The organism is Actinoplanes sp. NPDC049316 (assembly GCF_040677315.1).
Taxonomy (GTDB): Bacteria; Actinomycetota; Actinomycetes; order Mycobacteriales; family Micromonosporaceae; genus Actinoplanes.
Genome location: NZ_JBFAQM010000003.1, coordinates 375,906 through 399,817 on the forward strand (window position 1 = coordinate 375,906; position 23,912 = coordinate 399,817).

The window sequence follows — 23,912 nt, forward strand, 5'->3', positions numbered from 1 at the left end:
TCAGCAGAACCTCAATCAGCGTCCCGCTCCCACGCCGAGGCCCAGCAGCGCGGCCGCCACCACGAGGACGGCGATCACGGTGGCGTCCCGCAGGCGCCGCCGCCGTACGCTGCGGCGGGCGCGGACCAGGATCGCTTCGACGTGCTCACGGTTCGGCTCGCGGATCGCGTCCAGCAGCTGCCCGCGCAGGTAGGCCAAGGCGCCACCGTCCGGATCGTCCGGGACGGTGACGGCCGCCGGCCGCGGGCAGACGAACCAGCGCGCCGGCCGATTCGCCGGCTTGGCCCGGCCGCATCTGCGGCAGTGGTTGTTCATACCTTCATGACGCTGCCGAGGGCGAGAACGTTGCTCCGCCGGTCGCGCGGGGTTCGGGCGCCGGCGCGCGGCGGTCACGTCCCCGGATCGATGCCGACGGTGACGTGACGTGGGCCGGCGGGCCGCCCGGCGTGACGGCCGGCCGGGTCGCGGCGTTGCGGGCGGCGGCGGTCAGCTGCTCCCGCCGGCGAGGACGACCTCTTCGGCGGGGGCTGTGGTGGCCGGCGGGTCGGTCGGGTCCGGCGGGGGCGGGGTCTCGGTGGACTCCGGCGGCGGCGTGGTGTGCGGGGGAGTCTGCGTCGGCTCCGGGTCCGGCTTCGACGAGGTCGGCGGCGGGCTGCTCGGGGTGTGCGGCGGCGTCGACGGCGGCTTGCTCGGGGTGGCCGGGGCGGTGGTCGACGGCGCCGGGGCGGTGGTCCGGGCGGGCCGGTGCGGGCGGGTGGTCTCGCGGGCCGGGGTCTCGGTGATCGCGCGGACCGGCTGATCGGTCTCGGCCGGCGCGATCTTCACGGGCGCGGCCGAGGTGACCGGCGGCGTGGTCATCGGCTGCGGCGTGCGGGGCGGGACGCCGGCGCCCGCGCCGGGCGCGCCCTCGACGGCCGCCTCCGCCTGCCGGCCGCGCAGCGTCGAGTAGCCGTTGGCCACCTGCAGCCCGAGGACGCTGATGACCGCCGCGGCGACGGCGGCCGAGGCGGTGACCGCGGCGCGGCGCCGGGAGCGGGTGCGCTGCGCGGACGGGACGCTGCGGGTCAGAGCCGGGACGCTGCGGGTGAGCAGCGCCGCGGGGCGTACGGCAGGCGCCGTGCCCGAGGCGCGCCGCAGGCCCTCGGCGACCTGCGCGGCCGTCGGACGCCGCGCCGGGTCGTCGGCGACGCAGGCCTCGTACAGCCGGATGATCTCGCGGGGCAGGCCGGTAATGCCGGGCAGGCGCGGGGTGCGGCGCTCGTGCCGGGCGGCGAGCACCTCGCCGACGCTGGTGCCCGGCCAGGCGCGCGCGCCGGTGAGGCATTCGAAGAGCACCAGGGCGAGCGCGTAGACGTCCGCCGCCGGGAAGGTGGGCTCGCCGCGCAGCTGCTCCGGCGCGAGGTTGGCCGGGGTGCCCCAGAGCCGTCCGTGGGCGTCGAAGCTGTTCTGCCCGGCGACGGCGGCGATGCCGAAGTCGAGGACCTTCACGCCGCCGGGAGTGAGCATGACGTTGCGCGGCTTCACGTCGCGGTGCACGAGGTTGCGCTCGTGGGCGGCGGCCAGCGCGGCGGCGGTGTCGGCGCAGATCGCGGCCGCCTCGCGCCAGTCGAGCGCGCCGGACGCGGCCAGCCGGTCGGCGAGGGTGTCGCCCTCGAGGAACTCCATCACCAGGTACGGCACCCGCTGACTGCCCTCGGTCGCCTCGCCGTAGTCGTACACCCGGGCGACGTGGGGGTGGTTGAGCGCCGCCGCGGTGCGGGCCTCGCGCAGCACGTCGATGGAGGGCGCGGTGCTGTCCGGCCGGTACGGCGAGAACAGCTTGATGGCCACGCGGCGCTTGAGCGTGCGGTCGTAGCCGCGGTGCACGACGGCGCTGCCGCCCCGCCCGACGGCCTCCTCGACCCGGTAGCGACCGGCGAGTGATCGCATCGTGACCCCTCCCCGCCGTCGTCTTCGCACCGGCTGTGATCAAGCTGTGAGTGCCGCAGATCCTACCCGACCAGGGGCTGCGGGAAACACCCGCGAGTCGTGGCCCGGGCAGGCCTTCATACCGGTCGTTCCGGGACGGCCGGGGCCCAGTCGGGCGGCCCGGCCGGGTGCAACGCGGGGTCGTCGGCGGCGAAGGTGCGTACCGGGCCGGGCGGGGTGGTGGGGCCCTCGAAGCGGACACTCACCCGTCCGAGCCCGCTGCCCCAGACCCAGCCGGCCCCGTACGTGTCGTGCCGGACGTCCTGGCCCGGCCGCCATCCCGCGGTGGCCGCCGGCGCCGGGGGTGATTCGCCGGCCGTCTGCGGCTGCTCCTGCGGCCCGTCCGCCTCGGCGGTGGCGGGGGTGGTGAACAGGTCGTCCTGGACGAAGCCGGCCAGCGTGGTGACCCCGACGCCGAGCAGGCGGATGCCGGCCGACGTGTCCACCTCGGCGAGCAGCCGGTGGGCGAGCTGGGCGACGAGCCGGGGGTCGTCGGTGGGCTGGGAGCGGGTGAGCGAGCGGGTGATCGTGGTGAAGTCGTAGTGGCGGATCTTCACCGTGACGGTGCGTGCGGACAGGCCCGCGGCGCGCAGCCGGGCCCCGACCCGGCCGGCGAGCTGATCGATCTCGGTCCCGAGGCGGACCCGGTCGGTGAGGTCCACATCGAACGTCTCCTCGGCCGACAACGACTTGGCCTCGTGCTCGCCGATGACCGGACGGTCGTCGTCGGCGCGCGCCAGCCGGTACAGCCCGGCGCCGTGGGCCTGGCCGAACCAGTCGAGCAGGTCCGGCAGCGGCACCCGCGCGAGGTCGCCGATGGTGCGTACGCCGGAGCGGCGCAGGCGTTCGTCGGTGGCCGGGCCGACACCGGGCAGCCGGGTCACCGGCAGCGGGTGCAGCACGGCCTGCTCGTCGCCGGGCGCGACGACCGTCAGCCCGCCGGGTTTGCGCAGGTCCGATCCGATCTTGGCGACCAGCTTGGACGTGCCGGCGCCGATCGAGGCGGTCACCCCGCCGGTCGCCGCGGCGATCGCGGCCCTCAGCCGGTCCGCGAGCGCGGTGACCGCGGGTACGGACAGGTCGTGGCCGCCCGCCGCGAGATCGAGGTACGCCTCGTCGATCGAGACCTGCTCGACCAGCGGTGACACGTCGCGCAGCAGCGCCATGACGACCTCGCTGGTCCGGCGGTACGCGGCGAAGCGCGGCGCGAGGAACGCCCGTCCTCGCACCGGCCCCATGCCCCCAGTGTCCAGCCCGCGGGCGGGGCCGGACGTCCGGGGGCGCTGATCAGGCGCGGGCGGGGCCGGCGGTGGCGTGCTTCTCGGCGAAGTCCCACACGGTGGTCAGGGTCTGCTGCGGGGTCTCGATCTGGGGCATGTGGCCGGTGTTCTCCAGCGGCTGGTAGGTGGCGGTGGGAATGGCGGCCGCGTACGCGCGCCCGTAGTCCGGGTCGACGACGCGGTCGCTTCGGCCCCACAGCACCAGGACGGGGACGGTGACCGCGGAGAGCCGGCCGGCCAGGGTGGGGTCGGCCATGGCGTGGCCCGCGTACAGCTCGATGGCCTGCCGGTTGCCGGCCATGAGGGCCTTCTGGGCCTCGGGGAGGCTCGCGGGGTCCATCCGGAACTTGTCCGGCTCGTGGTACGACAGGTCCGTCAGCTGGTCCATGGTCAGGGAGAAGAAGTCGGCCACCGGGTGGCCGGGCACGTCGATCCCCACCCCGTTGACGATGACGACGCTGCTGACCCGGGGGCTCGCCAGCAGGGCCATCTCGGCGGCGATCCACCCGCCGATCGAGTTGCCGACCACGGTGACGTCGCTCAGGCCGCGCTCCTCGAGCAGGCCGGCGTAGAGCCGGGCCAGCCCCGGGACGTCGGTCAGCCCGCCGGGCCGCGGGGTGCCGTTGAATCCCGGGTGGGTCGGTACGAGCACGCGGGCCGGCCGGGCCGCGGCCAGGCGCTCGGCGAACCCGGCGACGGACACCGGGCCGGCGCCGCCGTGCAGGAGCAGGAACGGGTGGCCGGAGCCGGTCTCGGTGAGGGTGACGGTCATCGGGTTCTCCTTGCGGCAGGGGTGGGGTTCCGGCGGCGCGGGAGCGCGCCGGGACGTCAGCGGCGGCCGGCGAGCACACTTTAAATCAGCAACCTGATATAAGCAACCTTGGATAAGGACGTTGATTTAAGCAACCTGGGTTAGGCTGCCCGCATGGCAACCACCGCCGAGGAACTCGGCATGCTGGTCAAACGCGCGCAGCACCGGCACCACCGGGCCCTGACCGCCGCCCTCGCCGATCTCGGCATCTCGCTCGTGCAGTGGGACACCCTGCGACACCTGCACCGGCAACCGGAGGCGTCGCTGCACGATCTGGCGCAGCTCACGTACCAGACCGACCAGTCCTTCGGCACGCTCGCGGCCCGGATGGTGGACCGCGGGCTGATCGAGCGGGTGCCGGGCCCCGGCCGCGCGGTACGGCACCGGCTCACGACCCGCGGCGAGCAGCTGCGGGCGGCGGGGGAGGAGCGCGTACGCGCGGTCCTGACGCAGTCGTTCGCGGGGCTGGGCGAGGAGGATCTCGACCACCTCGCCGCTCTGCTGCGCCGGGTGCTGGAGCAGCCGCTGTCCCCGGTGTCGGCCGCGCCCGTCTGAGCGGCGGCCGGGCAGGTCAGCGGCTCCGGCGGGTGCCAGACGCTCGGCCTCACACCCCCGGCCGGAGCAGCGCGTACGTGTAGATGTCGGCGCGCCCGCCGCTGCCGTCGGGGATGCGCCGGCGCTCGTGTCCTTCCCGGACGAAGCCCGAGCGTTCCAGCACGCGCTGGGACGCGAGGTTCGCGGTGTGCACGCCGGCCACCAGCCGCTCGACGGCCGTACGCGTGAACGCCCACCCGCACAGCAGGTTCACCGCGCGGGCCGCGTACCCGTGTCCCCGCCACGTCGGCGCGAGGTAGTAGTCGATCTCCGCCTGTCCGGCTTGCGGGTCCTGGAGCTGCAGGCCCACCTTGCCGGCGAAGGCGCCGGTGGCCGCGTCCCGGACGGTCAGCCGGACGTCGTGGTCCGCCAGCCAGGCGGCCTGCGCGCGGGCGCAGTACCGGGCGGTGTCCTCGGGGCCCGGCGCGATCCCGGTCACGGTGTTGCCGACGACGTCCGGCGCGGACCGGACCGGGTGCACCTCGGCGGCGTCGGCGGCCCGCATCGGCGACAGGCGCACGACGCCGTCGGTCAGCTCGCCGCCGGGCAGGTCGGGCAGGTGTCGCGGGGTCGGGCCGGGCGGGTCGCCGGCCACCCGGGCCCAGACGATCAGGTCGTGGCGGCGGCCGCCGCGGTCCGGCCCCGCCGCGCGCGCCACGCCCTCCCGCGTGTACCCGGCTGCGAGCGCGACCCGCTGGCTGGCCGCGTTCTCGAACTCGGTGCGCAGCTCGATCCGGCCGTACCCGCAGGTGAAGGCGTACTCGCTCAGCGTCCGGGTCGCCGCCGTCGCGACACCGCGTCCACGGGCGCCTGGCGCGACCCAGTAACCGATGCTGCCGTAATCCTCCTGGATGTGCATCAGGCCGATGCCGCCGATGAGCCGGTCGGTCGCCGGATCGGCGACGGCGAAGTTCCCGCCGCCCGTGGCGAATCCCGCGGCGGAACCCTCGGCCACCCACCACAGCGCATCCGCCTCGGTGTACGGCCTGGGCAGTGCCGGCAGGAACCGCTGGGTCAGCGGATCGTCGCAGGCGGCCCGGACCGCGGGGGCGTCCTCGGTCCGGAACCGCCGGATCCGGACCCCGGCGCCCTCGACGGCGTCGGCGCGCAGCATCGGCGTGGCATCCATGATCGCGATCCTGCCCGACGGCGGCGACCGCAGCCGCATCCGGCCCTCGGCCGGGCGGGTCGCCCGGCTGGGCAGCGCGCGCTCATCTCGTCCCGACGAGGGCGGTCACAGCGGCGGCCGGACGACGTACGCGGTCACAGCGGCGCCCGGACGACGTACGCGGTCGCGTCGGCCGGCCGACGGGCCGTGAGCACGAGCGCCGACCGCTCCTCGTTCACGAAGTGGTCCGGGTAGTTCCAGCCCCGCAGCGAGATGGTGCGCCCGCCGCCCCGCGGGACCGCGCAGAACGTCGCGTCGGCGGCGTACAGCGGCGTGTCCTGCCGGGTGTCGAGGCGGATGACGAAGTCGCGGTGGCGCAGGAAACGGCCGGGGTAGTTGACCGACTCGAGGGAGACACAGCCCCGCCCGGCCAGTCCGGCGCGGACGGTGAACGTCGCGTCCAATTTGTCCGTGGCACTGCCGGCTGCGGTGATGGGGTCGGCGCGGCCCACGAAGTTGCGGTGCCGTACGCGGACTCCCTTGCGGCCGGCGAGCTCGAGGCCGACCGTGCTGCCGACCGTCAGATCGGCGACCGGGGCCGCGGTCCGGGGCGGTGCGGTGGTGCGCTCGGCGACGGGGGAGAAGGTCCGGCCGGCGGGGGTGTGCCGGGAGGGCGGCCCGGCCGCCCGGTCCGGGCCCGTGCCGGGCTGCGGGGCAGCCGACTGCAGCTCGATCGCCGACGGCAGCGGCTCAAACGAGAAGGCGATCGGCGGCTGCGGGGTCATCGGCGCGGCCCCCTCGTCCTTGAGCACCACGTACGCGGCCAGGACCATCAGCAGGCCGGTGGCGGCGAGCGAGCCGAGGAGCAGCGCTCTGCCGCGGGGATCGTTCGTGCGGGAGTCGGCCGGGTGCGGCTCTGCGGGCATGGTGGGGCCATCTCTCCGACGGTGGTCAGCGGGGGCGTGCCGGAACGGGCCCCGTCATACTCGGGGCCGCGCGGCCGGAAAGCAAGGGGTGATTCGCCCGCCGCTGGCTGTTACTGATCAGAGCCCGGCGATCATGGCCGGTCGCGGTGCACCGTGACCGCCCCGAGGCCGTGCACGGCGTCCACGTCGATGCCGGGGCCGCCCTGGCGCCAGCGCGGCGACTCGAACGAGGTGTTGCGGGCCACCCCGGCCACGGTCCGGCCGTCCAGGGTGGCCTTTCCGGCGCCGCGGCGCGCCCGGATGCGCACCGGCGCCTCGCCGGGCACGGTGATCCGCAGCCGGTTGATCCCGCCGGAGACCCGGACGGGCAGGGTGCCGGCCGGTTGCGGGAGGACGAGCTGCATGTCCGCGGCGTCGCCGGCGAGCAGGACCCGGGTGACCTCCCCGCCGGAGACGTCGATGTCGCCCAGCCGCAGGTCGCTGCCGATGTCGAGGAACCACCGCACGCCCTCCGCGAGGGTCACCGTGACGGTGGCCTCGCCGCGCCGGCCGCTGTCGCGAAGCGTCGCGCGGACCGTGCCGGCGCCCAGCGTGGCGGAGGGGAGGACGGCGCTGTCGGCGGCCGCGCTGATGCGGTACAGGGTGTCGTCGAGGTCCGCGGTCCGCACGACCACCGTGGCGGCGTCGCCGGTCAGATGGAAGCTCGCCTCCCGCACGTTCTGGTTCGGGCCGGTGAGGACGACGGGCTCGGCGAAGCGCGGCGCCGGGCCGGCCGAGGTCGGCACCGGCACCGGCACCGGCCGGCCGGCCGCCTGGCCGGACGTCTGCCGGTGCCACCGGGAGCCGGCGTACACGGCCGCGCCCACCACGAGGACGAGGGCCACGATCGCGGGGACGGCCCGGCGCCGGCGGGGCCGCGACGGCGGTGCCGCGACGGTCCGGGGCCCGGCCGGAATCTCCGCCGTGCCGGCTCCGGCCGCGGGAGCCGTCGCCGCGACGGAGGCGTCGCCACTGTAGAAGTCCGCGGCCGGGGCGATGCGGTGCGGCAGGTCGGGCCAGTAGTCCGACACCTTCGGCCAGCCGGCCGGCGCCGGAGGATGATCACCGTACGGGTCGACGTCGGGCATCGGCTTCCTCCTGGCGTGGCGGCGGCATGAGGCGTCGTGCCCCGGCACGGACGTCCGGAGCCTGCGAGCGTGCTCCTCTGTCCATACGTGATCGCGGGGATCAACGGATCAACGGCCGGTCCGGGTTCCTCCGCCGGTGGCGGCCGGTGGCCGACCGGGATCCGAGGCCGCCGGACGCGCCGATGTGATCTTTCTCAGTCACGCCTCCGGGATCGACCCCGCAGCCGCCGATGTCCGTGAACGATCGCGGCCTAGAGACGCGGGCCGGCCCCGAGGGGTCCGGCGATCGGAGGCAGCTGCTTGCCCGCGTCCGCCGCGGCGGCGTTCCGGCCGAAGAACATGCCGTTGTCGCCGGTGAAGGGTTGCATCGGCGAGCGGCACAGGGTGCCCGCGCGGGGCAGGGCGCCGCGCAGCAGGTACGCGTCCACGGCCCGGTTCACGCAGGTGGACGTGCCGTACGCGGTGTGCCCCCAGTTGTCGCTGGTCAGCAGCCGGCTGTTCGGCAGCAGCTTCGACGCCGAGACGGCTTCCCGGTAGTTGGTGGCCGGGTCCCAGTAGTTGCCGACGAACAGCACGGGCGCGCTGGTACGCCGGTCGAACGGGCCCAGGTAGGCGTCCTCGTCCTGCGCGGTCCACGTCTGGCCGGCGCAGGGGGCGCTGCTCCAGCCCCACGCCCGGCCGAAGTACGGCGCCCGCCGGTCCGCCGCCGCGGTCAGCGCCGGCCACCGGGTCGCGTCGGCGGGGTGCCTCCCGTCGGTGCACATCACCCCGGCGAACGCCTCGAGCGAGTTGTCGTACGGGAAGTCCCGCGCCGGCGTCCGCAGCTGCGTGACGCGGTCCAGCAGCGCCGTACCGGCCGCGGCGCGCAGCCGTGCCTTCGCGGCCGAGCCGGCCTGCATCGTCTCGACCTCGGCCGTCATCTGCGTGACCATGTCCCCGGCCATCGGGGTGTAGAGCGCGCTGAGCGTCAGGCCGATGAACAGCGCGTACGTGAGGCGCACGGTCCCGTTGACCGGGTCCTTGCCGAGCACCAGCGGCTTGGCGCGCAGCTTGCGCGCGACCGCGGCGAACCGCTTGGCGGGGTCACCCTTGGCCAGCTCGCACCGCTTGACCCCGGCCCGGTCGCAGCGTTCGAGCAGCTTCGTCAGCGCCCGGTACGCCCCGTCCGCGGACCGCAGCCGGTCGTCCTGGAGCTGCCCGCCCGTCGTGTCGGTGCCCACCCAGGACACCGGATCGATGACACCGTCGAGCGCGAGGGCTCGGACGCGGTCGGGAAACATGTTGGCGTAGTACTGGCCGAGGGCGGTGCCGTAGCTGAACCCCAGGTACGTCAGCTTGGCGTCGCCGAGGGTGCGCCGCAGCACGTCCATGTCCCGGGCGGCCTCGGCGGTGGACATCGCCCCGGCCAGGGCCGCGCCGGTGCCCGAGCAGCCGCGGCCGAGGGCCTGGGCGGACCTGATGTAGCCGCTCTCCTCCTTGGCCCCGTACGGGAAGAAGACGTTCATGCGGGCCAGGGCGACGCTCTGGTCGCGGGTGGTGGGGAAGCACTTGAGCGCGTCGCTGGACCCGACGCCGCGGGGGTCGAACCCGACGATGTCGAAGCGGTCGAGCACCGCGTCGCTCAGGAAGCCGGACGCGGCCAGCGCCATGTCGGTGCCGGAGCCGCCGGGGCCGCCCGGGTTGAGGAAGAGGCTGCCGATGCGGCTCGCCGGTTTGCGGGCCTTCACCCGGACCACGGCGATCCGCACCGTCTCGCCCTGCGGCTCGTCGTAGTCCAGCGGCAGCTGCGCGGTGGCGCATTGCGCGGTGCCGTAGCAGGTGAACCAGGCCAAGTCCGGAGCCGGCACGCTGTCGACGCGCTGCGCCTCCAGCGCGCTGGTCTGATCAGAAGCGGGGGCCGCGTGTCCCGCGGTGGGCATGACCAGGGAGGCGGCGACCATCAGTGCCGCGGTCACCGCTCCTGTCGTACGAGAGCTCAGCGACACCGGTTCCTCCTGGCTTCTGCGGCCGGGCTGTCACCCGCCGCCGGACATGGGAGCCTGAAAAGTATTCATATATGAGTCTGGCGTATATCACCCGAGCGGTCAGCATTTGCCCGCTTCCGGCCCGCGTGGCGGCCGTGCGGGCCTACCGTGCCGCCATGATCAACCCGGGTACGGCCCCCGTCGAGGACGCCGACGAGCAGACGGCCGCCGCGAACCTGACGGTGTTCCTGGACGCCGTACGGACCCGCGTCGCCGGCATGGGCGGCCCTCCCGCCGTCCGCGTCAGCGACCTGACGGGCGAGCCGGCGCGCGACCCGGCGGCGGACCGCGACGGCCGGTTCGGCTGGGATCTGCCGTTCACCGACGGCAGCCGGCTGCGGCTGCTCCTGCCGGGCGTCGACGTCGCCCGGCTGCGCGACGACCTCACCGCGCAGGCGCCGTGCCTCTACGTCAACGGCACCGCCTACTGGTGGGACGCCGCGGTGGCCCGCGTCGCCGCCGAAGGGCTGGTCGTGGCCGGTCTCCGCTGACTCGAGGCGACGTCCGGCCGTAGGCTTCGGCCAATCGCGTTTGTAGGAAACCTACAACGGGGCGACCCGGGGCATGGTGGCGCCGGACATCGGTGTGACGGGGTCTCATCCAGCAAGGTAGAGGGTGGAGACAGGCGACGCTCCGATCGGGCGGCGCCTGACGTCGACATGTCCTGGGAGGCTCGGCCGGTGTTCAGTCGCGTGGCGATCGTCAACCGTGGAGAGGCCGCGATGCGGCTCATCCACGCAGTCCGGGACCTCTCGGCGGAAACGGGCAAGCGGATCGAGACGGTCGCGCTCTACACCGACGCCGACCGTACGGCCACCTTCGTGCGCGAGGCGGACATCGCATACCCGCTGGGTCCCGCCTCGGCGCGGCCGTACCTCGACCTGGCCGTGCTGGAGCGCGCGCTGGTGGAGACCGGCGCCGACGCCGCCTGGGTGGGTTGGGGCTTCGTCGCCGAGGACCCCGCCTTCGCCGAGCTGTGCGACAAGATCGGCGTCACCTTCGTCGGACCGAGCGCCGAGGCCATGCGCCGGCTCGGCGACAAGATCGGCGCGAAGCTCATCGCGGAGGAGGTCGGCGTCCCGGTCGCGCCCTGGAGCCGCGGCGAGGTCGCGACGCTCGAGGCGGCGCTGAAGGCCGGTGACGAGATCGGCTACCCGCTCATGCTCAAGGCCACCGCGGGCGGCGGCGGCCGCGGCATCCGCATGGTGGCCTCGGGCGCGGACCTCGCCGAGGCGTACGAGCGCACCAGCCAGGAAGCCCTGCGCGCGTTCGGCTCCGGCGTGGTCTTCCTCGAGCGCCTGGTCACCGGCGCCCGGCACGTCGAGGTTCAGGTGATCGCCGACGGCCAGGGCACCGCGTGGGCGCTGGGCGTGCGCGACTGCTCGGTGCAGCGGCGCAACCAGAAGATCATCGAGGAGTCGGCGTCGCCGGTGCTCGCCCCCGGCCAGGTCGCGGAGCTGAAGGCGGCGGCCGAACGGCTCGCCGTGGCCGTCGGCTACCGCGGCGCCTGCACCGTCGAGTTCCTCTACCACCCGGGCGACAAGCTGTTCGCGTTCCTCGAGGTCAACACGCGGCTGCAGGTCGAGCACCCGATCACCGAGATCACCACCGGCACCGACCTGGTCCGGCTGCAGCTGCACGTCGCCGGCGGCGGCCGTCTCGAGGGGGAGCCGCCGGTCGAGGCCGGTCACGCCGTCGAGGCGCGGCTGAACGCCGAGGATCCGGACCGCGACTTCGCCCCGGCGCCCGGGCACATCACCCGGCTGGTGCTGCCCGCCGGCCCCGGCATCCGGGTGGACACCGGCGTCAGCGAGGGCGACACCATCCCCGCCGACTTCGACTCCATGATCGCCAAGATCATCGCGTACGGCCGGGACCGTGAGCAGGCACTCGGCCGGCTGCGCCGGGCGATGGCCGAGACCACCGTCATCATCGACGGCGGCACCACCAACAAGAGCTTCGTGCTCGACCTGCTCGATCAGCCCGAGGTGATCGACGGCAGCGCCGACACCGGCTGGATCGACCGGGTCCGCGCCGAGGGCCGCCTCGTCGGGCACCGGCACTCCGCGATCGCCCTGGCCGCGGCCGCGATCGAGGCGTACGAGGACGAGGAGGAGGTCAGCCGCGGGCGGCTGCTGTCCACCGCGCACGGCGGACGCCCGCAGGCCCGGCACGACAGCGGCCGGCCGCTGGACCTCAAGCTGCGCGGGGTCGGCTACCGCGTCCGGGCCGCCCGCGTGGGACCGGCGCGCTTCCGGGTCAGCGTCTCCTCCGGAGCCGACACGCGTACGGCGGACATCGAGCTGGAGCGGTTCGACTCGCGCAGCGGCCGCATCGTGGTCAACGGCCACCGCTACCGGCTGGTGACCGCGTCGTACGGCCCGATCCACCTGGTCGAGGTCGACGGGGTGGCGCACCGGATCAGCCGCGACGAGGGCGGCGTCGTGCGCTCGCCCGCCCCGGCGCTCGTGGTCGCCACCCCGGTGGCCGTCGGCGCCGAGGTCGAGTCCGGCGCGCCGATCCTGGTGCTGGAGAGCATGAAGATGGAGACGGTGCTGCGCGCGCCGTTCCGGGCCCGGGTCCGCGAGTGTCCCGTGTCGGTGGGCAGTCAGGTGGAGACGGGCGCGGCCCTGATGCGCCTCGAGCCGCTGGCCGACGGCGCCGCCGAGGAGACGCCCGAGGACACCCGTACCGTCGAGATCGACCTGCCGGACGAGCCGGCCGGCGTCTCCGCCGCCGACCTGGTGGAGCGCGGGCTGCAGGACCTGCGCGCGCTGCTGCTGGGCTTCGACGGCGACCCGGACGACCCGCGGCGCCTGCTGGCCGGCTACCTGGCCGTTCGCGGGCAGGCCGGGGACCGGCCCCAGCCCGGCGAGCTGGACCTGCTGACGGTGTTCGCGGACCTGTGCGAGCTCAGCCGTAACAAGCCCGGCGGGGAGCTCGACGTCGAGCCGGGCAACCCGGTGCACAGCCCGCGCGAGTTCCTCCACAGCTACCTGCAGAGCCTCGACGTCGAGCGGGCCGGCGTGAGCGCCGACTTCCAGGCCCGGCTGCGGCGCGTGCTGGCCCACTACGGCGTGTCCGACCTGGACCGTACGCCGCAGCTCGAGGCGGCGGTCTTCCGGCTCTTCCTCGCCCAGCAGCGGATGTCCACGGACGTCGCCGTGGTGTCCGAGGTGCTGCGGCAGTGGCTCGCGGGCTCCGCGCCGGTGGGTGAGCTCAAGGAGCGGGCCGGGCTCGTGCTCGAGCACCTCATCGAGGCCACCCAGGTGCGCTTCCCGGCGGTCTCCGACCTGGCCCGGGGCCTGGTCTTCCGCTGGTTCGCGCAGCCGCTGCTGCGCCGCAACCGCGCCGAGGTGTACGCCGACGTGCGCAGCCACCTGAGCCACCTCGACCAGAACCCCGGCGCGCCGGACCGCGCGCAGCGCATCCGGGCGATGGTGAACAGCGCGGAGCCGCTGGTCCGGCTCATCGGCCAGCGGATCGGGCGGCCCGGCCGCGACCACGCGCCGCTGCTGGAGGTGCTGACCCGCCGCTACTACGGCAACCGCCGGCTCTCGGACATCACCGTGCGCGAGGCGGGGGGCTGCCGCTTCGTCACCGCCGAGCACACCGGCGCGGAGCGCACGACCCGCGTGGTGACGACCGCCGTCGACATCGGCGCGCTGCCCGCCGCGATCGGCGCGCTCGCGACCCTCGCCGAGGGCGTCCCCGAGAAGGGCCTGGTCGCCGATCTCTACGTCACCTGGGCCGGGCAGCCCGACGCCGAGGAGATGGCCGACCGGCTCGGCCGGATGCTCGCCGAGCACCCGCTGCCCGCCGCGGTCCGCCGGATCACCACCACCGTGGCCGGCACCAGCGGCGCGGTCATGCACCACCACTTCACGTTCCGCCCCGGCGAGAACGGCATCGCCGAGGACCGGCTGATCCGCGGCCTGCACCCCGAGATCGCCCAGCGCCTGCAGCTGCACCGCCTGCGCGACTTCGAGCTCACCCGGCTCCCGTCGCCCGACGAGGAGATCTACCTGTTCAAGGCGGTCGCCCGGGACAACCCGGCCGACGAGCGGCTCGTCGCCCTGGGCCAGGTCCGCGACCTGACCCCGCTGCGCGAGGCCGACGGCCGGCTCGTCGCGCTGCCCGCGGTCGAGAACGCGATCACCGCCGGCCTGGACGCGATCCGCAACATCCAGGCGCAGCGGCCGCACAACAAGCGGTTCGACACCAACCGCATCCTCATGTACGTGTGGCCGGCCACCGAGCTCAGCACCGACGAGCTCAGCACCGTGGTGGACCGGATCCTGCCGACCACCGCGGGGGCCGGGCTCGAGGAGGTCCAGTTCGTGGCCCGCCAGCGCGTCAACGGCGGGGAGCTCACCGAGGTCGCCGTCCGGATCAGCATGGACCCGGGGCACCGCGTACGCCTGCACATCGGCGAGCCGTCCACCGAGCCGATCCAGCCGCTGGACGACTACCGCCAGAAGGTGCTGCGCGCGGCCCGCCGCGGCACCGTGTACCCGTATGAGCTGACCGACATCCTCGCCGGCGCCGGCGGCCGCTTCGTCGAGCACGACCTCGACGAGACCGGCGCGCTCGTGCCGGTGGACCGCCCGAAGGGCCGCAACTCCGCGGCGATCGTCGCCGGGGTCGTCACGACCCCGACCGAACGGCACCCCGAGGGCGTCACGCGGGTCGTGCTGCTCGGCGACCCCACCAAGGCGCTCGGTGCGCTGTCGGAGCCGGAGTGCTCCCGGGTGATCGCCGCGCTCGACCTGGCCGAGCGGATGCGGGTGCCGCTGGAATGGTTCGCGCTGTCGGCCGGCGCGCGGATCTCCATGTCGTCCGGCACGGAGAACATGGACTGGGTGGCGGCGGCGCTCAAGCGCATCGTCACGTTCACCCAGGCCGGCGGCGAGATCAACATCGTGGTCGCGGGGATCACGGTCGGCGCCCAGCCGTACTGGAACGCCGAGGCGACGATGCTCATGCACACCAAGGGCATCCTCGTCATGACCCCCGACTCGGCCATGGTGCTCACCGGCAAGCAGTCGCTGGACTTCTCCGGCGGCGTGTCGGCCGAGGACAACTTCGGCATCGGCGGCTACGACCGCGTGATGGGACCCAACGGCCAGGCCCAGTACTGGGCGCCCGACCTGCCCTCGGCCCGCGACGTGCTGATGGCGCACTACGACCACACGTACGTCGTCCCGGGCGAGACGGCGCCCCGCAAGGCCGCCACGACCGACCCGGCCGACCGGGACGTGTCGAGCTTCCCGCACACCGTGGCCGGCAGCGACTTCGCCACGGTCGGGCAGATCTTCTCGGCCGAGCACAACCCGGACCGCAAGAAGCCGTTCGACATCCGTACGGTGATGCGCGCCCTGTCCGACCAGGACCACCCGGTGCTGGAACGCTGGGCCGGCATGGCCGACGCGGACACCTCCGTGGTGCAGGACGTGCACATCGGCGGGCGACCGGTGTGCCTCATCGGCATCGAGTCGAAGCCCGTGCCGCGGCGCGGGTTCCCGCCCACCGACGGACCCGACACGTACACCGCGGGCACGCTGTTCCCGCGCTCGTCGAAGAAGACCGCGCGGGCCATCAACGCCGCGTCCGGCAACCGCCCGCTGGTCGTGCTGGCGAACCTGTCCGGTTTCGACGGCTCACCCGAGTCGATGCGCAAGCTGCAGCTGGAGTACGGCGCCGAGATCGGCCGCGCGATCGTCAACTTCCGCGGCCCGATCGTGTTCTGCGTGATCTCGCGCTACCACGGCGGCGCGTTCGTGGTGTTCTCCAAGGCGCTCAACCCGGCCATGACCGTGCTGGCGCTGGAGGGCTCGTTCGCCTCCGTGCTCGGCGGCGCGCCGGCGGCGGCGGTGGTCTTCTCCGGCGAGGTGAACAACCGCACCGCGACCGACCCGCGGGTCACCGAGCTGCAGGCGCAGATCGCGGGGGCCAGCGGCGCCGAACGGTCGGCGCTCAACGCCCGCCTCGCCGAGGTCCAGTCTCAGGTGCGGGCCGAGAAGCTGGGCGAGGTCGCCGCGGAGTTCGACCGGGTGCACAGCATCGAGCGGGCCGTCGAGGTCGGCTCGGTGGACGCGATCATCAGCACCGCGCAGCTGCGGCCGAGCATCATCGAGGCCATCGAGCGCGGCCTGCAGGGCTGAGACGTGCGGCTGTGCCCGGGGGAGACCCTCCGGGCACGGCCGGCTCACTCACTCGGTGGCGGAATCCACGTCGGCGCCGCCGCTCTCGCCCACCCACACCGTCTTCAGGTTGCAGAATTCCCGGATGCCCGCGGCCGACAGCTCGCGGCCGTACCCGGAGTTCTTCACCCCGCCGAACGGCAGCTGTGGGTACGAGGTCGTCATCCCGTTGACGAACACCGCGCCGGAGTCCAGCCCGGCGATCACCCGCTCCTGCTCCTGCGGGTCGCTGGTCCACGCGTTGGCGCCCAGCCCGTACGACGTGCTGTTGGCCAGCTCGAGCGCCTCGTCCAGCGACGCGGCCCGGTACACGCCGGCGACCGGGCCGAAGACCTCCTCGGCGTACATCCGCATGTCCGGGGTGAGGTCGGTGACCACGGTCGGCGGGTACCACCAGCCGGCCCCGTCGCCGCGGGTGCCGCCGCAGCGCACGGTGGCGCCCTTGGCGCGGGCGTCGGCCACCTGCTCCTCGACGTCGGCGCGGCCCTGCTCGGTGGCGAGCGGCCCGACGTCGGTGCCGTCCGCCATCGGGTCGCCGACGGTCAGCGCGGACATCCGGGCGACGAACTTGTCGACGAACCGGTCGTAGACGTCGGTGTGCACGATGAACCGCTTCGCCGCGATGCACGACTGGCCGTTGTTCTGGCAGCGGGAGGTGGTGGCCACCTCGGCGGCGCGGTCCAGGTCGGCGCTCGGCAGCACCAGGAACGGGTCGCTGCCGCCCAGCTCGAGGACGGTCTTCTTGAGCTCCCGCCCGGCGATCCCGGCGATGGAGCGGCCCGCGTTCTCGCTGCCGGTCAGCGTGGCGGCGCGCACCCGGGGATCGCTGAGGATCGCCTCGACCGCGTCCGAACCGACCAGCAGCGTCTGGAACGCGCCGGCCGGGAAGCCCGCCCGGGTGAACAGCTCGCCCAGGTACAGCGCGGTCTGCGGCACGTTCGAGGCGTGCTTGAGCAGACCCGTGTTGCCGGCCATGAGCGCCGGGGCGGCGAAGCGCATCGCCTGCCACAGCGGGAAGTTCCACGGCATTACGGCCAGCACCGGGCCCAGCGGCTGATAACGGGCGTACGCGCGGACCGCGCCCACCGCCTCGGCGTCGGCCGGCTCGTCGGCCAGGAACGTCTCGGCGTGGTCGGCGTAGAACCGGCACGCCTTGGCGCACTTGACGACCTCGGCCTTGGCCGCCGCGTACGTCTTGCCCATCTCCAGGGTCATCAGCGCCCCGACGTCGTCCTGCTCGGCCTCCAGCAGGCCGGCGGCGGCGCGCATCCAGCCCGCCCGCTCGGCGAAGGTCGTGTCCCGCAGCGCGCGGAAGCCGGCCACCGAGCGGCCGATCGCCGCGTCGATCTGCTCCGGCGGCAGCGCGTCGAACGTCTTGACCACCTCGCCGGTGGCCGGGTTCGTCGTCGCGATCGGCATTGATCCCACCTCAGTTCCTCGTCCTCGCCTGCTCAGCTACCCGCGTGGCCCATACCTATGCGAGGCCCGGGCCCATGGACCCCGGTCCGCCCGGCCGCATGGCCCTGAACGACGGGCCCCGGGTCGCGTTGTCTGAGGGTGTCATCCCCGCCCCCGAGGAGGAAGTCGTGTTCGTCACCGCCGACATGCTCGCCGAGCAGCCGTTCCTCGAGGGGCTGACCGAGCATCAGCTCGCCCGTCTGACCCCGCTGACCAGCCGCACCATGTTCCACGCCGGCAACCGCATCTTCCGCCAGGGCACCCCCGCCGACCAGTTCTGGCTGATCACCGACGGCTCCGTCTACCTCGACAGCGAGGTCCCCGGCTACGACAACTTCGTGCTCGAGACGCTGCGGTCCGGCTCGGTGCTCGGCTGGTCGTGGCTGTTCCCGCCGTACCGCTGGCACTTCGGCGCGGTCGCCGTCACCACCACCCACGCGATCACCTTCAACGGCGCGCTGGTGCGCGCCCTCTGCCAGCAGGACCCCGCCTTCGGGTACGAGCTGAACAGCCGGTTCCTGAGGGTCATGGGGGAGCGGCTGCAGTCCGCCCGGCGCCGCCTGGAGGACTGCCAGCGGCAGCTCGGGCACCACCACGACGAGCTCTGACCTCATCGCGGCGCCTCCCACTCCCGCAGCACCGCGGCCACGCCACCGGCGTCCCGCTCGGGCACCGGCTCGGCGGCGGGCGTACGGCTGAAGCGCGGCGCGGGGGCCGGCTGCACCTGGTCGCCGACCGTGACGAACGTGCCCCGCGCCCGGTTGTGCGGGTGCCCGGGCGCCTCCGCCGGGGACAGCACGGGCGTGACGCACGCGTCCACCCCGGCGAAGACCTCGCTCCACTCGTCGCGCGTACGCTGCGCGAACCGCTCGGCGAACCGCCGCCGCAGGGTGTCCCACCCGGCCGGGTCGTCCCGATCCGGCAGCTCCGGGTCGCCGTCGAGCCCCAGCCCGGCGAGCAGCGCGGCGTAGAACTGCGGCTCCAGCGCGCCGACGGCCATGAACCCGCCGTCCGCGGTGGCGTACGTGTCGTAGAACGGCGCGCCGCCGTCCAGCAGGTTCGTGCCCCGCGGTCCCGGCCACCGGCCCTCGGCGGCCATCCCGTGCAGGAACGTGGTGAGCAGCGCCGAGCCGTCCACCATGGCGGCGTCGACGACCTGCCCCACCCCCGAGCGCTCCCGCTCCAGCAGCGCCGCCAGCACCCCGACGGCCAGCAGCATGCCGCCGCCGGCGAAGTCGCCCAGGAGATTGATCGGCGCGTGCGGCGCCTGCCCGGCCCGGCCCAGCGGCTCCAGCGCACCCGCCACCGCGATGTAGCCGATGTCGTGCCCGGCCCGCCCGGCCAGCGGGCCGTCCTGACCCCAGCCGGTCATCCGCGCGTACACCAGGCGGGGGTTGCGGTCCCGGCACTCCTGCGGGCCCAGGCCGAGCCGCTCGGCCACGCCGGGCCGGAAACCCTCCACGAAGACGTCCGCCCGCCCGGCCAGCCGCAGCACGTCGGCGACCCCGCCGGGCGAGCGCAGATCGACGGTCACGACCCGCCGGCCCCGCCGCAACGCCGCCGACTGCGGCAGCCCGGGCCCGCCCGGCCGGTCCACGCACACCACGTCGGCGCCGAGATCGGCCAGCACCATGCAGCCGAACGGCCCGGGCGCGAGGCCGGCCAGCTCGACGACCCGGACACCGGCCAGTGGCCCGCCACGCTGAGGCATACCGCCAGCACACACCCGGCCCCGGGACGGCCGCAAGGTCCGTTCGCCGGCGCGGCGCGGTCGGTTACGCGGGCACCGTCGACACGTCCGTGCCCAGCGCACCGGCCAGCTCGTTCACCTCGGCCAGTTCCTGCCGCAGCCGCTTCTTGAAGTCCGGGTTCTCGGCGCGCCGCAGCGACTGTGTGAGGGAGGCCAGCCGGCGGGCGACCGCGCCGCGCACGGCGGGGAGGGCGTGATCGGGGATCTCGCCGGCGTGAACGGCCAGCAGCCCGGCCTTCTCCGCGCGCAGGCGCAGCTTCAGAGGGGAGAAGGCTCGGGTACGGCGGATCTCGGTGCCGAGAGTGGCGATCCGGCCGTGCAGGAGGGTGTCGAGAAGCTCGGCGTTGTGAACCCGGGTGCTCATGATGAGACTCCTTGGGCTGAGTGACCCCACCTCTTCGTGGAGTGTCCACACAGCTCATCGGCAGGTTCGCTCCGAAGAGGAGGGACTCCACCTGTGAACCGGGTCTCTCGCATCGTCCCCGGTTCGGCCCGGACGGGGCCCGCGAAGCTCCGGGCCGGATCGTCCCCGGCTCGGAGGGGGCCCGCGAAGCTCCGGGTCGGATCGTCCCCGGCTCGGAGGGGGCCCGCGAAGCTCCGGGTCGGATCGTCCCCGGCTCGGAGGGGGCCCGCGAAGCTCCGGGCCGGATCGTCCCCGGCCCGGACGGGGCCCGCGAAGCTCCGGGCCGGATCGTCCCCGGCCCGGCCCGGCCCGGCCCGGACCGGGCCCGCGAAGCTTCGGTCCACGAAGGCCGGACACGCAACCAGGGCCGCCCGCCGGGGCAACCCTCGGTGCGCCGAGCCGTGGATCAGGCCACGGGCAGATGTCCGCTGGCCAGCGCCTCGGGCGAGGCGGGCACCACGACCTTGGGGGTACGCAAGCTGAACGCGGTGACCCCGAACACGGCGCCGAGCGCGACGAACAGCGCGCCGAGCCCGCTGACCAGCCAGGTGACCTGCTCGGCCTGGTAGGCGCTCATCAGCGAACCGCGCAACGTCTCACCCATGAAGGCGGTCTGCCGGGTCTGCGCGAGCTGCTCGTCCTTGCGGCCGCCGGCGATCCACTCGTCGGACACCTCGGAGTACGTCCGGCCGCCGGTGGCCTTCGCGATGTGCGTGGCGATCAGGTCGGCGTACGCCTTCGCGTCGGAGCCCGTGGTGACGTGCCGGCCGGCGTACCCCTTGAGGTCGTCGGGCAGCTGCGCCTTGTCCGCCGGGAACTCGATCTTCTGAGCTCTCAGCTCGTCCTTGATCATGCTCTGCCCGTGCACGCCCTCGTACACCATGACCGGGCCCGCCGCGACCATCCCGGCCCCGACGAGAGCCATGAGCACACTGGCGATCTTCCGCGACCTCAGCATCGTCCTGCCCCTTCCCTGTGGCGGTGTGCTGCCCGGTTGGTGCGCTACCGCCTCTTGCGCCAGGACAGATCGGCGGGCCCGGGCCCAACCCGAGATGCGGAAGGGCCCCTCTGGCGCGGCCGAAGGTCCCGTCCCGGCCGGGGACTTCGGCGCCCCGCCCCCGGGCCGACGGTCCCCGATATGTCCCGCAGGCGTCCCCGTTCAGGCCGTTGCAAGATCGTCGTCGCCTGCTGTTCATCTTCACCGGCGACGATCCGGCCATGAGCGTACGGACCAGGGCCTTCGTGGTCGCCGCGCGGGAGATCGCCCACGACCTCCTCGCGCCGCTGCCCAACCGCTGGCGGCACACCGCGGGCGTCGCCGCCCGCGCCGCCGAGCTCGCGTCCGCGCTCGACCTCGACCCGGACATCCTGGTCGCGGCGGCCTGGCTCCACGACATCGGGTACGCCGAACCGACGGTCGTCACCGGCTTCCACCCCCTCGACGGCGCGGACCACCTGGCGGCCCACGGCTGGCCCCTCACGGTCGCCACCCAGGTGGCCCACCACTCCGGCGCCCGCTTCGTCGCCGCCGCCCGCGGCCTCGCCGACCGCCTCGCGGCCTACCCGTTCACGGAAGACCTCCTCTCGGACGCCCTGACGTACGCCGACCAGACGGTGGGCCCGTGCGGCGACCGGGTGACCGTCGCCGACCGGCACCAGGAAATGCTCCGCCGGCACGGCCCGGCATCGTGGAACGCACAGGTGGACGAGGTGCGCTTCCCATACGTGGCCGCGGCGGCCGCACGGGTGGAGCAGCACCTGGCCCACGCCCTCTGAACCGGCGGCGGCCTTCGGGTTCGGGGCCGGCGGCGGCGTTCGCGCCCTGGCCTGGCGGCGGCCTTTGGGTTCGGGCGGGTGGGGGCGGCGTTCGCGTCCTGGGCTGGCGGTGGCCTTCGGGTTCGGGCGGGTGGGGGCGGCGTTCGCGTCCTGGCCTGGCGGTGGCCTTTGGGTTCGGGCGGGTGGGGGCGGCGTTCGCGTCCTGGGCTGGCGGTGGCCTTCGGGTTCGGGCAGCGTTCGCGTCCTGGGCTCGCGGTGGCGTTTCGCGTCGGGGGCCGGCGGTCGCCCTCGCCGTTGATGTCGGCGGTGGGCTTCGCCGTTGGTGTCTCTCCCTCGTCGCACACGGCCGTCTGCACCACCGACCAGTCTGTCCGTCTCGCCCGCGGACCGAGCAGTGAATGAGGGTGCCGCACCGGACAGCGGAAACGCACCCGCCTGGTTGATCCGACGTATTTCTGAGCCGGCAATTCCGTTGGGCGGGACTCTGTCGATGCGATCAGTATTGATGTGGTGTCTTTCGCGGCGAGTACGCTCCGACGTTCCACCCGACATGTGCGAGTAGCGAACCCGCGCGCCGGAAATGTGGCGGCCCGCGATTTTGCCGGCTGCGTGGTATCTGGTGCAGCTGCCTGCTGTGCAGTCCTGCCCTGCGAGTTGCTCGTGTGCGGATTGCTCGCGTGCGTGGAGTTCGCGTGCGTGGAGTTCGCGTGCGTGGAGTTCGCGTGCGTGGAGCTCGCGTGCGTGGAGCTCGCGTGCGTGGAGTTCACCTGCGTGGAGTTCGCGTGCGTGGAGTTCGCGTGCGCGGAGTTCGCGTGCGCGGAGTTCGCGTGCGTGGAGTTCGCGTGCGCGGAGCTCGCATGCGCGGTCCTCGCCCCGGCGCCCTCTGACGCGGAAGCCTCCACCGCGTGGGAGGTCGTCGCCGCCCCGTCCGCTGGCGCCGTCGGCCTGGGCCGGGTCATCGGGTATCGCCGGCCGCCCGCGTCTGGCGGCCGCTCCGGGCTGCGCTCGGCGTGCAGGCGGCGCAGCTTCGTGGCGTGCCTTTGCGCCAAGCCCCAAGCTCGGTGACGAGCGTGCTCGCGGCGAAACTCCTCCCGCGCTGCGGAATGGTTCCGCGACGCGGTCCGGTCACGCATCGTGGCCAATTCCGTCACCGAGAAGAATTGCAGCTGTCCCACCCATGAATTGTTTCGCCAGCCGCTTGCCGGCACCACTAAACGATCACCCTGAAAAAGCGACGCTCGCCACGTTGAATCACGGGACGGAAATAGGCACTATCGGCGAGTGGTCCGGGCCGGCGTTCCGGTTGATCGAGCGGTCCCCGGGCGTCATCGCTCCGACACCATCAGATCGGGCAGGCGTCTGGTCGGCCTTGTTCAGAGCACCCACCACGTTCGTCGGGTCCTGAAAGAGGTCACCATGGGTCTCCTGTTCTGGCCGGGACAGCTGTATGAGACAGGCGACTCCTGTCGATGCCGGGGTCAAGATCTGGCAAGCTCGCAGAGACGCCCGCCCATCGATGAAGAAGAGGTGGCATCGTGCCCGTGGCGCACAGCAACGGCATCGACATCGCGTACGAGACCCTCGGCGACCCGGGCGCACCCGCCCTGTTGCTGATCATGGGGCTGGGGGCCCAGCTGATCGACTGGCCGCAGGAGTTCTGCGAGCTCCTGGCCGCCGAGGGGCTGCGGGTGATCCGCTTCGACAACCGCGACGCCGGGCTGTCCACGGTTCTGCACGACCGCGGCGTACCGGACATCGCGGCACTGCGCGGCGGCGACCGGTCGCAGGCGCCTTACCTGCTTGCCGACATGGCGGCGGACACCGCCGGCCTGCTCGACGCCCTGGACGTGGACCGGGCACACGTCGTCGGCGCCTCCATGGGCGGCATGATCGCCCAGCAGCTGACCGTCGACCGGCCCGACCGGGTCGCGAGCGTCTGCTCGATCATGTCGACGACCGGCGACTTCTCCGTGGGCCGCGCCACCCCGGAGGCAGCCGCCGCGCTGGGCCGGCCGCCGGCGGGCAGCCGCGACGAGGCCATCGCCGGCACCGTCGCCGGTTCGCGCCTCATCGGCTCGCCCGGGTTCCCGGCGCCGGAGGACGAGCTCGTGCGCCGAGCCTCGGCGAAGTATGACCGCGGCTACCACCCGCTGGGCACACTGCGGCAGTACGCGGCGATCCTCGCCTCGCCGGACCGTACGCCGGCCCTTGCCGGGGTCACCGCGCCCACGCTGGTCATCCACGGCGAGGACGACCCGCTCGTCGACGTCAGCGGCGGTCACGCCACGGCGGCCGCCGTACCGGGCGCGGAGCTACTCACGTACCCCGGCATGGGCCACGACCTGCCCCGCGAGCTGTGGCCCCCGATGGTGGAGGCCATCACGGCCAACACCCGCCGGGTCCCCGCCGGCCGCTGAGCCGTCGAAGCGCGCCGGGCCGCTGCCGGCCGTCGGGCAAGGCGCGGGCGGTTCGGGGTCGGCCGCG

At 74.1% G+C, this 23,912-nt stretch carries 19 protein-coding genes; 7 read left to right on the forward strand and 12 right to left on the reverse strand.

The genetic code is table 11. The annotated features are described in order from the left end of the window. Nucleotides 1-15: 15 nt before the first annotated feature. The 4 genes from AB0K03_RS07025 to AB0K03_RS07040 all read right to left on the reverse strand — a co-directional run bounded on the left by AB0K03_RS07025 (nucleotide 16) and on the right by AB0K03_RS07040 (nucleotide 4,020). Nucleotides 16-315 (reverse strand): hypothetical protein, encoded by a 300-nt coding sequence (locus AB0K03_RS07025; RefSeq protein ID WP_364681594.1) that lies wholly within the window; start codon nucleotides 313-315, stop codon nucleotides 16-18. A gap of 171 nt (nucleotides 316-486) precedes the next feature. Then, a complete protein-coding gene (locus tag AB0K03_RS07030) occupies nucleotides 487-1,929 on the reverse strand; it encodes a protein kinase domain-containing protein (RefSeq protein WP_364681596.1) in 1,443 nt (480 codons plus the stop codon). A 116-nt stretch (nucleotides 1,930-2,045) separates the two neighbouring features. Further along, the gene (locus AB0K03_RS07035) at nucleotides 2,046-3,206 is read right to left on the reverse strand and encodes a DNA polymerase IV (RefSeq protein WP_364681598.1); all 1,161 of its coding nucleotides are present in this window, start codon (nucleotides 3,204-3,206) and stop codon (nucleotides 2,046-2,048) included. A 49-nt stretch (nucleotides 3,207-3,255) separates the two neighbouring features. Next, nucleotides 3,256-4,020, reverse strand: a complete 765-nt coding sequence (locus AB0K03_RS07040) for an alpha/beta fold hydrolase (RefSeq protein ID WP_364681600.1) — start codon at nucleotides 4,018-4,020, stop codon at nucleotides 3,256-3,258. 153 nt (nucleotides 4,021-4,173) lie between these two features. Here AB0K03_RS07040 and AB0K03_RS07045 point away from each other — a divergent pair, with 153 nt between their 5' ends. Next, the gene (locus AB0K03_RS07045; RefSeq protein WP_364681601.1) at nucleotides 4,174-4,614 is read left to right on the forward strand and encodes a MarR family transcriptional regulator; all 441 of its coding nucleotides are present in this window, start codon (nucleotides 4,174-4,176) and stop codon (nucleotides 4,612-4,614) included. A 49-nt stretch (nucleotides 4,615-4,663) separates the two neighbouring features. Here the strand turns inward: AB0K03_RS07045 and AB0K03_RS07050 are convergent, their stop codons facing one another. From AB0K03_RS07050 to AB0K03_RS07065, 4 genes are all read right to left on the reverse strand, one after another. Beyond that, nucleotides 4,664-5,782: a GNAT family N-acetyltransferase gene (locus AB0K03_RS07050; protein ID WP_364681603.1), complete on the reverse strand. Its 1,119-nt coding sequence runs from the start codon at nucleotides 5,780-5,782 to the stop codon at nucleotides 4,664-4,666. A gap of 134 nt (nucleotides 5,783-5,916) precedes the next feature. Then, entirely contained in the window at nucleotides 5,917-6,687 is a 771-nt protein-coding gene (locus AB0K03_RS07055; RefSeq protein ID WP_364681605.1) for an AbfB domain-containing protein, read from the reverse strand. Nucleotides 6,688-6,818: 131 nt separating this feature from the next. Beyond that, complete coding sequence (locus tag AB0K03_RS07060) at nucleotides 6,819-7,814, reverse strand: hypothetical protein (protein ID WP_364681607.1); 996 nt, start codon at nucleotides 7,812-7,814, stop codon at nucleotides 6,819-6,821. Nucleotides 7,815-8,065: 251 nt separating this feature from the next. Continuing rightward, nucleotides 8,066-9,769 (reverse strand): alpha/beta hydrolase, encoded by a 1,704-nt coding sequence (locus AB0K03_RS07065; RefSeq protein WP_364681609.1) that lies wholly within the window; start codon nucleotides 9,767-9,769, stop codon nucleotides 8,066-8,068. A gap of 185 nt (nucleotides 9,770-9,954) precedes the next feature. Here AB0K03_RS07065 and AB0K03_RS07070 point away from each other — a divergent pair, with 185 nt between their 5' ends. Further along, entirely contained in the window at nucleotides 9,955-10,329 is a 375-nt protein-coding gene (locus tag AB0K03_RS07070) for a hypothetical protein (protein ID WP_364681611.1), read from the forward strand. Between the two features lie 189 nt (nucleotides 10,330-10,518). Then, nucleotides 10,519-16,002: a carboxyl transferase domain-containing protein gene (locus AB0K03_RS07075; protein WP_364681613.1), complete on the forward strand. Its 5,484-nt coding sequence runs from the start codon at nucleotides 10,519-10,521 to the stop codon at nucleotides 16,000-16,002. A gap of 48 nt (nucleotides 16,003-16,050) precedes the next feature. Here AB0K03_RS07075 and AB0K03_RS07080 read toward each other — a convergent pair whose 3' ends face one another. Further along, a complete protein-coding gene (locus tag AB0K03_RS07080) occupies nucleotides 16,051-17,460 on the reverse strand; it encodes an NADP-dependent succinic semialdehyde dehydrogenase (RefSeq protein WP_364681615.1) in 1,410 nt (469 codons plus the stop codon). 74 nt (nucleotides 17,461-17,534) lie between these two features. Here AB0K03_RS07080 and AB0K03_RS07085 point away from each other — a divergent pair, with 74 nt between their 5' ends. Next, nucleotides 17,535-18,107 carry a cyclic nucleotide-binding domain-containing protein gene (locus AB0K03_RS07085; protein ID WP_364681617.1) on the forward strand — a complete coding sequence of 191 codons (573 nt, stop codon included), beginning with the start codon at nucleotides 17,535-17,537 and terminating at the stop codon, nucleotides 18,105-18,107. A gap of 2 nt (nucleotides 18,108-18,109) precedes the next feature. Here the strand turns inward: AB0K03_RS07085 and AB0K03_RS07090 are convergent, their stop codons facing one another. The 3 genes from AB0K03_RS07090 to AB0K03_RS07100 form a co-directional block, all read right to left on the reverse strand. Next, nucleotides 18,110-19,210 carry a CaiB/BaiF CoA-transferase family protein gene (locus AB0K03_RS07090; protein WP_364681619.1) on the reverse strand — a complete coding sequence of 367 codons (1,101 nt, stop codon included), beginning with the start codon at nucleotides 19,208-19,210 and terminating at the stop codon, nucleotides 18,110-18,112. Nucleotides 19,211-19,274: 64 nt separating this feature from the next. Further along, nucleotides 19,275-19,613: a hypothetical protein gene (locus AB0K03_RS07095; protein WP_364681620.1), complete on the reverse strand. Its 339-nt coding sequence runs from the start codon at nucleotides 19,611-19,613 to the stop codon at nucleotides 19,275-19,277. 445 nt (nucleotides 19,614-20,058) lie between these two features. Continuing rightward, nucleotides 20,059-20,610: a hypothetical protein gene (locus AB0K03_RS07100; protein WP_364681622.1), complete on the reverse strand. Its 552-nt coding sequence runs from the start codon at nucleotides 20,608-20,610 to the stop codon at nucleotides 20,059-20,061. A gap of 260 nt (nucleotides 20,611-20,870) precedes the next feature. Between AB0K03_RS07100 and AB0K03_RS07105 the strand changes: the two genes are divergently transcribed. From AB0K03_RS07105 to AB0K03_RS07115, 3 genes are all read left to right on the forward strand, one after another. After that, on the forward strand, nucleotides 20,871-21,428 hold the full coding sequence (locus tag AB0K03_RS07105; protein ID WP_364681624.1) for an HD domain-containing protein: 558 nt from the start codon (nucleotides 20,871-20,873) through the stop codon (nucleotides 21,426-21,428). A gap of 660 nt (nucleotides 21,429-22,088) precedes the next feature. After that, on the forward strand, nucleotides 22,089-22,493 hold the full coding sequence (locus tag AB0K03_RS07110) for a hypothetical protein (RefSeq protein WP_364681626.1): 405 nt from the start codon (nucleotides 22,089-22,091) through the stop codon (nucleotides 22,491-22,493). 470 nt (nucleotides 22,494-22,963) lie between these two features. After that, nucleotides 22,964-23,845 (forward strand): alpha/beta hydrolase, encoded by an 882-nt coding sequence (locus AB0K03_RS07115; protein WP_364681628.1) that lies wholly within the window; start codon nucleotides 22,964-22,966, stop codon nucleotides 23,843-23,845. Nucleotides 23,846-23,912 lie beyond the last annotated feature (67 nt).

Excerpts from the sequence above, each read along its gene's own strand:
- AB0K03_RS07025 (WP_364681594.1), bottom strand. The coding sequence starts at position 315 with ATGAACAACCACTGCCGCAGATGCGGCCGGGCCAAGCCGGCGAATCGG.
- AB0K03_RS07030 (WP_364681596.1), bottom strand. The coding sequence starts at position 1,929 with ATGCGATCACTCGCCGGTCGCTACCGGGTCGAGGAGGCCGTCGGGCGG.
- AB0K03_RS07035 (WP_364681598.1), bottom strand. The coding sequence starts at position 3,206 with ATGGGGCCGGTGCGAGGACGGGCGTTCCTCGCGCCGCGCTTCGCCGCG.
- AB0K03_RS07040 (WP_364681600.1), bottom strand. The coding sequence starts at position 4,020 with ATGACCGTCACCCTCACCGAGACCGGCTCCGGCCACCCGTTCCTGCTC.
- AB0K03_RS07045 (WP_364681601.1), top strand. The coding sequence starts at position 4,174 with ATGGCAACCACCGCCGAGGAACTCGGCATGCTGGTCAAACGCGCGCAG.
- AB0K03_RS07050 (WP_364681603.1), bottom strand. The coding sequence starts at position 5,782 with ATGGATGCCACGCCGATGCTGCGCGCCGACGCCGTCGAGGGCGCCGGG.
- AB0K03_RS07055 (WP_364681605.1), bottom strand. The coding sequence starts at position 6,687 with ATGCCCGCAGAGCCGCACCCGGCCGACTCCCGCACGAACGATCCCCGC.
- AB0K03_RS07060 (WP_364681607.1), bottom strand. The coding sequence starts at position 7,814 with ATGCCCGACGTCGACCCGTACGGTGATCATCCTCCGGCGCCGGCCGGC.
- AB0K03_RS07070 (WP_364681611.1), top strand. The coding sequence starts at position 9,955 with ATGATCAACCCGGGTACGGCCCCCGTCGAGGACGCCGACGAGCAGACG.
- AB0K03_RS07080 (WP_364681615.1), bottom strand. The coding sequence starts at position 17,460 with ATGCCGATCGCGACGACGAACCCGGCCACCGGCGAGGTGGTCAAGACG.
- AB0K03_RS07085 (WP_364681617.1), top strand. The coding sequence starts at position 17,535 with ATGGACCCCGGTCCGCCCGGCCGCATGGCCCTGAACGACGGGCCCCGG.
- AB0K03_RS07090 (WP_364681619.1), bottom strand. The coding sequence starts at position 19,210 with ATGCCTCAGCGTGGCGGGCCACTGGCCGGTGTCCGGGTCGTCGAGCTG.
- AB0K03_RS07095 (WP_364681620.1), bottom strand. The coding sequence starts at position 19,613 with ATGAGCACCCGGGTTCACAACGCCGAGCTTCTCGACACCCTCCTGCAC.
- AB0K03_RS07100 (WP_364681622.1), bottom strand. The coding sequence starts at position 20,610 with ATGCTGAGGTCGCGGAAGATCGCCAGTGTGCTCATGGCTCTCGTCGGG.
- AB0K03_RS07105 (WP_364681624.1), top strand. The coding sequence starts at position 20,871 with ATGAGCGTACGGACCAGGGCCTTCGTGGTCGCCGCGCGGGAGATCGCC.